At 54.5% G+C, this 855-nt stretch carries 1 protein-coding gene; it reads left to right on the forward strand.

Annotated features, from left to right (window positions below; all coding sequences use genetic code 11):
* The coding region (locus tag G7Y43_RS10565) for an NAD-dependent epimerase/dehydratase family protein (protein WP_165046370.1) at nucleotides 1-855 on the forward strand (855 nt) is incomplete at both ends.

An 855-nucleotide genomic window follows, 5' to 3' on the forward strand; every position in this document is an offset into this window, starting at 1 on the left:
AACCGGTGCAGCCGGGTTTATTGGTGCGTTTTTGTGTAAACGTCTGCTTAAAGAGGGCAGGTGTAAGGTCGTGGGGTTTGATAACGTGAACTCCTATTACGATCCTGGTATCAAGCTCGACAGGCTGCGGATGCTTGCCCTTGCGGCAGGTGGCAGTGCAGACGATGCGTGTGTGGACGGGTTTTCGGTAGGAAGCTTCTCCTTTGTGCGGGGGGATGTTTCCGATGATGCCGCAGTCGAAGCACTCTTTGCGGAAGGCAGCTTTGATGTGGTAGTGAACCTTGCTGCTCAGGCAGGCGTGCGCTATTCCATCGAGAATCCGCGTGCCTATGTGGATTCCAACCTGGTCGGGTTCTTCAACATTCTTGAAGCGTGTAGACACCACCCGGTGAAGCATTTGGTGTACGCGAGCTCCAGCTCGGTCTATGGCGGAAACGAGAAAGTGCCCTTTTCCGAGCATGACCGAGTGGATGAACCAGTGTCGCTTTATGCGGCCACCAAGAAGTCAAACGAACTTATGGCTCATGCCTACTCCAAGCTCTATTCAATTCCAGCCACAGGACTTCGCTTCTTCACGGTGTATGGCCCTATGGGTCGGCCCGATATGGCCTACTTTGGGTTTACCAACAAGCTTGTGTGTGGCGAGAAGATAAAGATCTTCAACATGGGTGACTGCAAGCGCGACTTTACCTACGTCGATGACATCGTGGAAGGTGTGGTGCGCGTGATGGATGCCCCGCCTGCGGTAAAGGCAGGAGCTGACGGGCTGCCGCGTGCCGCACATCGCGTGTACAACATCGGCAACTCACACCCTGAGAACCTACTTGATTTCGTGGACACGCTGCAACGGGTGCT

Source organism: Adlercreutzia sp. ZJ138 (assembly GCF_011038935.1).
Taxonomy (GTDB): Bacteria; Actinomycetota; Coriobacteriia; order Coriobacteriales; family Eggerthellaceae; genus ZJ141.